The sequence below is a fragment of the Vibrio sp. M260118 genome (assembly GCF_036533755.1).
Classification (GTDB): Bacteria; Pseudomonadota; Gammaproteobacteria; order Enterobacterales; family Vibrionaceae; genus Vibrio.
Genome location: NZ_JATABG010000099.1, coordinates 1 through 10320, shown reverse-complemented (window position 1 = coordinate 10320; position 10320 = coordinate 1). Strand labels below are relative to the sequence as shown.

6 protein-coding genes and 1 riboswitch are annotated in these 10320 nt (G+C 46.6%); of the genes, 2 read left to right on the top strand and 4 right to left on the bottom strand.

Annotated features, from left to right (window positions below):
- Positions 1-1317: metalloprotease PmbA (gene pmbA, locus QTO00_RS08205; RefSeq protein ID WP_331424202.1), on the top strand; the 1317-nt coding region annotated here is incomplete at its 5' end.
- 301 nt (positions 1318-1618) lie between these two features.
- Here the strand turns inward: pmbA and lysC are convergent.
- Entirely contained in the window at positions 1619-2971 is a 1353-nt protein-coding gene (gene lysC, locus QTO00_RS08200; RefSeq protein WP_331424201.1) for a lysine-sensitive aspartokinase 3, read from the bottom strand.
- 118 nt (positions 2972-3089) lie between these two features.
- Positions 3090-3267: riboswitch (Lysine riboswitch) on the bottom strand.
- A 224-nt stretch (positions 3268-3491) separates the two neighbouring features.
- On the opposite strand from lysC, the gene QTO00_RS08195 reads away from it, so the two are divergent.
- Entirely contained in the window at positions 3492-4613 is a 1122-nt protein-coding gene (locus QTO00_RS08195) for a pyridoxal-phosphate-dependent aminotransferase family protein (protein WP_331424200.1), read from the top strand.
- Positions 4614-4674: 61 nt separating this feature from the next.
- On the opposite strand, the gene QTO00_RS08190 is transcribed toward QTO00_RS08195, so the two are convergent.
- From QTO00_RS08190 to QTO00_RS08180, 3 genes are all read right to left on the bottom strand, one after another.
- Positions 4675-6453 (bottom strand): PglL family O-oligosaccharyltransferase, encoded by a 1779-nt coding sequence (locus QTO00_RS08190; RefSeq protein WP_331424199.1) that lies wholly within the window; start codon positions 6451-6453, stop codon positions 4675-4677.
- 224 nt (positions 6454-6677) lie between these two features.
- Positions 6678-9509, bottom strand: coding sequence for an excinuclease ABC subunit UvrA (uvrA, locus tag QTO00_RS08185; RefSeq protein WP_331424197.1), 2832 nt, complete (start codon positions 9507-9509; stop codon positions 6678-6680).
- 136 nt (positions 9510-9645) lie between these two features.
- Positions 9646-10320 (bottom strand): sugar phosphate nucleotidyltransferase (locus QTO00_RS08180; RefSeq protein WP_331424196.1); only part of this gene is annotated, 675 nt, incomplete at its 5' end.

Genomic DNA, 10320 nt, shown 5'->3' with positions numbered 1-10320 from the left:
CAACGTGTTGAGCTAGAAGCGGCAGTAGCGAAAGCTTTAGAGATGGCAGCCGAAAAGTCTGATGCAGCTGAAGTTGCGATTAGCAAAACCACCGGCCTGAGCGTTTCTACTCGTATGTGCGAAGTGGAAAATGTTGAGTTCAACAGTGATGGTGCGTTAGGTATTACGGTTTACCGCAATCAGCGTAAAGGCAGTGCGTCTACGTCGGATTTGAGCGATAAAGCTATCCAGCAAACGGTGCTTGCGGCGCTCGACATTGCTCAGTACACCTCTGAAGACCCATTTGCAGGGCCTGCACCGAAAGAGTTGATGGTACAAGACGTGCCTGAACTGGATCTTTTTCACCCAGATACACCAGACCCAGATTACGCCGCGCAAGTGGCAATCGCTGCTGAGAAGCAAGCACTCTCTTACAGCGACAAAATCAAACAGAGTGATGGCGCTAGCTATGACAGTCATTACGGCTTGAAAGTCTACGGTAACAGCCATGGTTTATTAGCTAGCTACGCATCGAGCCGTCATAGCACAAGCTGCTGTGTAATTGGTCAAGGTGCTAATGGTGAAATGGAGCGAGATTACAGCTACACAGTTGCGCGCCATAAAGATGAGCTTTGGACACCTGAAACTGTTGGTCAGAAAGCAGCGGAGAAGACGGTAAGTCGCCTTGACGCGCAGAAGCTAAAAACAGGTCAGTACCCAGTGATGTTTGCTGCTGATGTTGCTACTGGCTTGCTTGGCCACCTAGTTATGGCGATCAGCGGTGGTAACCTCTACCGTAAATCCTCTTTCTTACTCGATCATCTTGGTAAGCAAGTACTGCCTGAGTGGTTCAATGTTTCTGAGCGACCACATGTGTTGCGTGGCCTTGCATCTAGCCCTTTTGATAGTGAAGGTGTGTTTACTCAAGACCGTGAAATCATCACTGACGGCGTACTCGCAACTTATCTGCTTACAAGCTATGCCGCACGCAAGATGGATATGACGCCAACAGGTCATGCTGGTGGCATCCACAACTGGTTTGTTAAATCGACAGGTCAAAACTTTGAGCAAATGCTGAAAGAGCTTGGCACTGGTCTGCTTGTGACTGAAGTGATGGGCCAAGGGGTTAATATCGTAACTGGTGATTACTCCCGCGGCGCGGCAGGCTTCTGGGTTGAGAATGGTGAAATCCAGTTCCCTGTGTCTGAAATTACCATCGCTAGTAACCTAAAAGAGATGTTTAACCAAATCGTTGCAGTGGGCAATGATGTTGAAACTCGCTCGCAAATTCAAACGGGTTCGATTCTATTAGAGTCGATGAAGGTAGCGGGGGAGTAAGAGAGAACGGACTGCGTCCTCGAGAACGCTACGCTAGGGACTCGAGATCGGGCTTCGCCCTTAGATAAGAACTCCGTGTTATTAATCGGTCATTCCATAGAGTGACGAAGGAGCTAGTAGGGAATCTCTATAGGTTTCCTCTCCGTTTGAAGAGATCCCCAACTCACTCGTTCCTCGTTCTTGAGGATGACGGGATTGGGTTATTTGAAACGAAAAGGGTTGACGCACTACGCCAACCCTTTACTTTTCTCGCTTCTCGCTTCTCGCTTCTCGCTTCTCGCTTCTCGCTTCTCGCTTCTCGCTATTTCTCAAACAACTCAATATGCAGCTTCTGAATCGCTTGCTTGGCGACAGATTCCTCAACTAGGAAACATAAGTTGTGTGGGCTTGCACCGTAGCAGATCATGCGCAGGTTGAAGTCTTCCAATGTACTGAACACTTGTTTCGCGTAGCCTTTGCTTTCACTCATATTGTTGCCGATTAGTGCGACCAAGCACAGGTTGTGCTCAACCTCTACGGTACATAGCTCTTCAAGTTCTAGGCGTGCAGCTTCAGGTAGCTGTGGCGCGCCGCCAGAGGTGTCGGTTTGGTCTAAAGTGAGAGAGACGCTGATCTCTGACGTAGTAATCAAATCAACAGAAATTTTGTGCTTAGCAAGGATCTCAAACACCTTGGCTAGGAAGCCGTACGCATGGAACATGTTTGCGCTGCGCAACGTTACCATGGTCTGGTTGCAACGCAGTGCTAGAGCGCGAAATAGTGGTGAGCTTTCTACTTGATGGCGAATCCAAGTGCCGCCTTTTTGTGGCTCTTTCGATGAGCCGACGAATACTGGAATATCGTGGCGCAGTGCCGGAATCAGTGTTGAAGGGTGAAGGATTTTAGCGCCAAAGTTAGCCATTTCAGACGCTTCACTAAAACTGATCTCAGGAATTGGCGATGCTTTAGGCGCGATGCGCGGGTCAGTGGTGTAAATACCAGGAACATCAGTCCAGATCTCTAATCCAGATGCTTCAACCGCTTCAGCAATCAGTGCAGCACTATAGTCACTGCCACCGCGACCGAGCGTGGTGGTGTTGCCTTCATCATCAGAGCCAATAAAACCTTGGGTAATTACAACTGCGCTTTGGCAAAGTGGTACCAAAGATTGCTGCGCCAGCTGCTTGATCTGCTCTAGTTGCGGTTCTGCTTTACCGAAATTACTATCGGTGCGCAGCATATCGCGGATATCAAAACGTACTGCATTGATACCTCGCTCTTTCATCAACTGAGTAAGCAGGTGTGTCGACATTAACTCGCCACAAGCGACGAGGTGATCGGTCAGTTTATGGCTTGATTGAATCGACGCTGCTTCAGCAAGGCTAGTGACAGTATCTAGAATTTCATAGACATCACTTGCTGCTTGAGTGGCATCTTCAAGCTGTTCTAGTACCGCATCATGAATTTGCGCTAGCTTAGTAAGAACTTCACTACGGCGAACTTGATCTTGAACGCCATTCGCTAGTTCAACCAATAGATTGGTCACGCCTGAACAGGCACTGCTCACGACGAGCTTTGTGTTTGGGTTGCTTTCTATAATTGCAGCACAGCGGCTCATCGCCTCAAAGTTAGCGACGCTTGTTCCACCAAATTTAGCTACATTAAAACTGCTCACAGCGTATCTCCCACGACTTCCTAAAATAAAAAATTTTTGGTAGCTATACCAACATCCAATGTTTTGCTTTGAGGAAGAGAGTTGAGCGAATAGAGAGAGGGTCTTTGTATGAATGACTTACCTCAGAAGCTCATCATCAGGCTGGGCTGATGACAGTTGTAGGGATTCAACCCTAACAACCGACAGATCTAAACCGACACTCTAGATCTACCTCGGCACTGCTCCCCCTCAAAGTGTTGTATTGGGTATGTGGGTCCACAACACATCTACCTGGGCAGTGCTCCTCTTCTGCAAAATTATTTGCTATGTGGCATAAATATTCGCCACATATCCTGCATTGAACTCGTTTCTGTGAACTATGTCAATGGCAATATGTAACTTTATTCCTTTTTAAAGTTAACAAACTTGTGACACTGGTTTGACCACAATACTTTGGGCTAATTGCTGACGGGGCAAAATTCGATTATGGTGATTCGAGGAAGTCGAAATAGAACAACAAATAAATAATTAGGAGCAGCCAATGACGATTCAAAGTTTTATTCCCCCTCACCGTACCTTAATGGGACCAGGTCCTTCGGATATCTCGCCACAAGTGTTGCAAGCTTTGAGTCGCCCAACCGTCGGCCATTTAGACCCTCTGTTTATTGGCATGATGGACGAGCTGAAATCGCTACTTAAGTATGCGTTTCAGACTGAAAATGAGTTTACCATCGCCGTGTCTGCGCCTGGTAGCGCAGGAATGGAAACCTGTTTTGTTAACCTAGTTGAACCTGGTGAAAAGGTCATTGTTTGTCGTAACGGCGTGTTTGGTGAGCGTATGCGTGAAAACGTGGTGCGCGCTGGCGGTATCGCCGAAGTGGTGGATGATGAGTGGGGCGCGCCAGTTTCGGTCGATAAAGTTGAGCAAGCGCTGAAAGCAAACCCTGATGCAAAAATACTCGCGTTTGTTCATGCAGAAACCTCTACTGGGGCCTGCAGTGACGCGGAAGCTTTGGGTAAGCTTGCTAAACAATATGGCATGTTAACCATAGTAGATGCAGTGACTTCTCTTGGCGGTGTGCCACTTAAAGTCGATGAATGGCAGCTAGATGCCGTCTATTCGGGGAGTCAGAAGTGCCTTTCCTGTGTGCCAGGCTTATCCCCTGTAACTCTATCTCCGGCTGCAGTTGAGAAAATCCAAACTCGAACTACGCCAGTACAAAGTTGGTTCTTGGACCAGAGCTTAGTCTTGGGTTATTGGAGTGGTGAGGGCAAGCGTAGCTATCATCATACCGCTCCAGTTAATAGCCTTTATGCGTTGCATGAGTCGCTTTTGATTCTTAAGAATGAAGGGTTAGAGAATGCATGGCAGCGACACCGTGATATGCACGAAAAGCTAAAACAAGGTCTGGAAAAGTTGGGCTTTGAATTTGTTGTTGAGCAAGAGTCTCGTTTGCCTCAGCTCAACGCGATTTATGTTCCGGAGGGGATTGACGAAGCGAAAGTAAGGTCTCATCTGCTAGAGACTTATAATTTAGAAATTGGTGCAGGTTTAGGTGCGTTAGCAGGGAAAGCCTGGCGTATCGGTTTAATGGGCTATGGCGCCCGGCCTGAAAATGTCGCACTGTGCTTAAGAGCGTTAGAAGAGTCATTGACTCAGTAGTATAACCGTCAGTGAACTGAGTAAGGCGGCCCCATAGCCGCCTTAGTTAAATCAACAGCCCTTAGTTAGCCTCTTTTTCATTGTCTGCTTTTAAGGCATCGATGTTCGGTGGTATGTATTGAACATCAGAGAAGTCTCTATTGGGAAATAAGAACTGAGCTTCGCTACGAATTTGCTCCGCTTTTTCAATTTCGCCCAAGCCCTGATAAGCCATGATTAAGTTGTTGTAAAAAGCAGGGCGAGGTTTGTCTTTGATGATGCTTAGTGACCAGTCGATATAGGGTTGAATAAACTCAGTCTCTTGCTTGAATAAGCCGATGTTTAGGTAGGTGCTGTATATATCCCAATCGTATCTGTCTTGCCAAACTATCGGGTTCGTCACTTGACTTAAAATCTCAGGATCTTTCGGTTGTGACTGTTCGAATTGAGTAAGGACGTAGTTAGTATGTAAGGTCGTTAGCATGTAGAAACTTGTCACTATAGGTATCACCAAACTTGATACGCGTAGAGCAAGCTTAGAAACCATACTCAATGACGCTTGGCGGTAGCTACTTGCGCGCTGGTCCACCCAATAGACAAGTACGATGAAAGTGACCCAATGAACGGCAGAGTGATAAAAGGGGTACTCAAGCTGACTGTGTAATACTATCGGCACAAACAGTGCGAACATGGCTAGTCGGGTGCCTTTTTTCGCTTGATATAAGCGCACCAAAACGAATAGCGCCGCAAGCATTATCGCCAGTAGTGGCAATAGTCCGCCTTCCACCCCCCAGTAGAGCAGTTCGTTGTGGGGGTGATCCATCGAAGCCAGCCCTGGCATGTAGTTATTATTGAGCTGATGTTGTCGCGCAGTGTAAATAATATACTCAGGCTCGAATCGACCGTAGCCATAACCTGTAAATGGCTTCTCGATAAGCATGTCGACAGCTTGAGGGAAAGTATACTTCCTTGGACTTTCTAAGTTGGCTTTTTGGTCGACGAGATCACTCGCTTGCCCTTTTGATAGATGTGGGGCGATGAAGCCTATGCTAAGTCCAAGTAAAATAGAGACTGTCCAGCCAATAAATCTTTTCTTGGTAGCAAATCGGTACACATAAAGAAGTAAAAGGGAGACCGATAACACGGAGGCTAACCAACCAGTTCGAGATGCAAGAACAACGATGAGTGGAACTGTGATTAAGGGAGTCAAATAGAGTAGGGTAACTTCGCTGACTTTGCGTTGATACTTAGTTGGCTGGCGAGTAAGCAAGTACCCGGAGAGCACTAACCCTGTAGCAAGAAAGCTAGCCATAACGTTAGGTTGTTGAAATATGCCGTATGGTCGATTGCTCAGCGTGTCATAACCAAACGGGTTGCCTGGCTGTAAAAACAGATACTGTACCCAGCCAAATATCGCTTCGATAAACACCGCAATCGCGATAAACCACAGTAAACGCTGTTTCTGTTTATTGCTAAAACGAAACTGTTGTAAAACGACAAACAAAATGTAGCCTGCCCATAGACCAACGAGCTTGCCGAGCGATAACTCAATGCTCGATCCTGTATAGAGAACAGGAATCGTAAGCATAATAGTACAGATGAACAAGCCAATGGTAAGCTTGTTGTATCTTAGGTTGGAGTAGGTGCCAATTTGGTATAAGCCAATAGCAACCGCAAAGCTTAGTACTAACCAAGTAGTTGGGTTAAATGCTAGTGCTAGCCCGGAACCACCGGGGTTGGGCATAAAAAAGTGCATTGCCAGCACAAATATTGCACCGAAGGCGACTAGGAAAGGTTTAGTTAAAGGGATCTTTGGCGCCTTAACCTCAAGCTGTGTCCCTGCTACATGTGTGGTCGCCATTACTTTTGATACCTCAAACAAACAGACCAGTGAAAATTCTCACTGGCCCGTATATTTTACTATTAATTTATACTTTAATACCAATCAGGATGAATAGATGATCAGATAATTGCGAAGGAAAAATCGCTTAGAGCAAGGCATAGATTGCTGCTAGCTAGTCTTCCTACCTACAAAATCTATAACGAAGCTATCAGCGATTTTAACCAGCAAGAATGACCATGTATTTATTCTGGTTGGTATAACATAGGCTTGAGGAATCGGGCAGTGTGAGAGCCTTCGACAAGTGACACATCTTCTGGTGTGCCTTGTGCAACAATTTCTCCGCCGCCTTGGCCACCTTCGGGTCCTAAATCAATGATCCAGTCAGCCGTTTTTATCACGTCAAGGTTGTGCTCGATAACCACCACCGTATTGCCATGATCTCGCAGTCGGTGTAATACCGTTAGTAGCTGCTGAATGTCGTGGAAATGCAGGCCGGTTGTTGGCTCATCAAGGATATATAAGGTTTTACCTGTGTCGCGTTTTGATAGCTCGCGCGCTAGTTTTACACGCTGAGCTTCACCACCAGACAAAGTGGTAGCGGCTTGGCCCAAGCGAATGTATGACAAACCGACATCCATCAATGTTTGCAGTTTTCGTGCAATAACTGGAACGGGATCGAAGAATTCGCGAGCATCTTCAACGGTCATCTCTAGTACTTCATCAATGGTCTTGCCTTTGTAGCGTACTTCCAAGGTTTCGCGGTTGTAGCGCTTACCTTTACACACGTCACAAGGAACATAAACGTCAGGTAAGAAGTGCATTTCTACTTTTATTACACCATCGCCTTGGCACGCTTCACAGCGACCACCGCGAACGTTGAAACTAAAGCGTCCAGGTTTATAGCCACGTGAGCGAGACTCTTGGGTTCCGGCGAACAGCTCTCGAATCGGAGTGAAGATGCCTGTGTAAGTGGCTGGGTTTGAACGAGGCGTTCGACCTATCGGACTCTGGTCGATATCAATCACCTTATCAAAATGCTCCAGTCCTTTGATCTTCTTGTACGGAGCAGGAACTGCGGTCGTTGCGCCATTTAGTTGAGTATGAGCAATCTTGAAGAAGGTATCGTTGATCAGGGTTGATTTACCTGAGCCAGATACACCGGTAATACAGCTAAATAGGCCAACAGGAATTTCTAAACTGACGTCTTTTAAGTTGTTACCTGAAGCACCTATCAGTTCAACAATTTTTTTGCCATCTCTAGGTGTTCGATGGCTTGGAACGGCAATCTCTTTTTTACCACTCAGATATTGGCCTGTAAGCGAGTTTGGGTTGGCAATGATCTCATCCATTGTCCCTTCCGCGACAACGCTCCCTCCGTGCACTCCTGCTCCCGGGCCAATATCGATGACATGGTCAGCGATGCGAATGGCGTCTTCGTCATGTTCTACTACCAGTACGGTATTACCAAGATCACGTAGATGGGTTAGGGTTTTGAGTAAGCGCTCATTATCACGCTGATGGAGGCCGATTGATGGCTCGTCGAGAACGTACATGACGCCAACTAGTCCCGCACCAATTTGACTTGCAAGGCGAATACGTTGTGCCTCACCACCAGATAAGGTCTCTGCGCTACGAGATAAATTGAGATAATTCAAACCGACATTGACGAGAAACTGGAGACGATCATTGATCTCCTTCATCACCTTTTCCGCGATCTGCGCACGTTGTCCTTCAAGTTGCAGGGAGGCGAAAAAGCGGAGTGCGTCGGCAATGCTGAGCTCGACTATCTCTGGCAGAGTTGTATCGCCAATAAAGACATTGCGAGCCTCTAAACGTAAGCGGCTGCCATCACAGCTAGAACATGTTTTGGTTGAGATATACTTGGCTAAATCTTCACGCACCGCGTTAGACTCCGTATCTCGGTAGCGGCGCTCAAGGGTATTTAAGATCCCTTCAAACGGGTGACGTTTAACTCGAATATCACCACGGTCATTGATGTACTTAAATTCAACCTCAGTACGTCCTGAGCCAGTTAGGATGATATCGCGGATCTTCTTTGGTAGAGAGTTAAACGGAGCGTGTAAATCGAATCCATAATGTTCTGCGAGTGATGAGAGCATTTGGAAATAGTAGTAGTTCTTTTGATCCCACCCTCGAATGGCACCTTCAGCCAAGCTCAGTGAATCGTCGACGATGACTCGGGCTGGATCAAAATATTGCTGAACACCAAGGCCATCACATGTATGGCAAGCACCAGCAGGGTTGTTAAATGAGAACAGACGAGGTTCTAACTCTTGCATGCTGTAGCCACAGTGTGGGCAAGCAAAGTTAGCAGAGAAGACTATTTCTTCGCCGTCCCCATCCATAGCCGCAACCACGGCAATACCACCAGAAAGTTCGAGAGCGGTTTCAAACGATTCAGCAAGACGTTGTTGGAGATCGTCACGCACTTTAAAGCGATCTACCACGACTTCGATCGTATGCTTCTTATGTAGTTCTAGTGTCGGAGGATCTGAAAGGTCGCAAGTTTCACCGTCGATACGAGCACGAATAAAGCCTTGTGCAGCAAGATTCTCCAGAGTTTTAACGTGTTCACCTTTGCGCTCTTTAACGATCGGCGCAAGCAACATCATCTTTGAACCTTGAGGCAGTTCGAGGACTTTATCAACCATCTGCGAAACGGTCTGCGCAGCAAGTGGTACTTTATGTTCTGGACAACGCGGCTCGCCGACACGAGCGTAAAGGAGTCTTAAGTAGTCGTAGACTTCAGTGATGGTACCAACGGTAGAGCGTGGGTTATGAGAAGTCGACTTTTGCTCGATAGAGATGGCTGGTGACAGTCCCTCAATATGGTCAACATCAGGTTTTTCCATCAAAGATAAAAACTGGCGAGCGTAGGCTGATAGTGATTCAACATAACGACGCTGGCCTTCTGCATATAAGGTATCAAAAGCCAGTGACGACTTACCAGAGCCTGATAGACCAGTAATCACGATCAACTTATCACGCGGTATGGTTAAGTTAATATTCTTCAGGTTATGGGTGCGGGCACCACGGACTTCTATCTGATCCATTCTCAACACTCTTGGCAAAAACAAGTTGGCTAAGTATTACATAGTGTGAGAAATGTGCAAAGAAAATACTGGATAAAAAAACAGTAAAGGCAGCTTGACTAAGCTGCCTTTACGCTGTCTAAAGAGCGGAACTCGACTATTGCTCTTTGGTGGTCTTTTGCTTACCTAGTTCAGACTTTTGTGTATCTGTTAAGTATAGGTTCTCGAAGCAGTAGTTTGTTGCTTCGATATATCCTTCTACACTGCCGCAATCGAAGCGCTTGCCCTTGAATTTATAAGCCAATACACATCCCGCTTTCGCTTGCTTAAGTAGGGCATCGGTAATTTGAATCTCTCCACCTTTACCTGGCTCAGTACTTTCAATCAGATCGAAAATGTCCGGAGTAAGGATGTAGCGACCAATAATGGCTAGGTTGCTTGGAGCTTTGCCTGGTTCTGGCTTTTCAACCATATCATCAACGCGGAAGATGTCGTCTTTGATCATTTCACCAGAGATAACACCATATTTGTGGGTCTCGTCTTCCGGTACTTCTTGTACGGCAACGATCGAGCAACGGAATTGTTTAAATAGTGCCACCATTTGCGCCAGTACGCCTTCTTGCTCGTTGACACATAAGTCATCGGCAAGCACAACGGCAAATGGTTCGTCGCCAATCAGCTCTTTGCCCGTTAAGATTGCGTGGCCCAAGCCTTTCATTTCGCGCTGACGAATATAGGTAAAGTTAGCACTTTCGATGATGTCACGAATATCGACAAGTAGCTCTTCTTTGTTGGTACCGCTAATCTGGTGCTCAAGCTCATAGTTTTTATC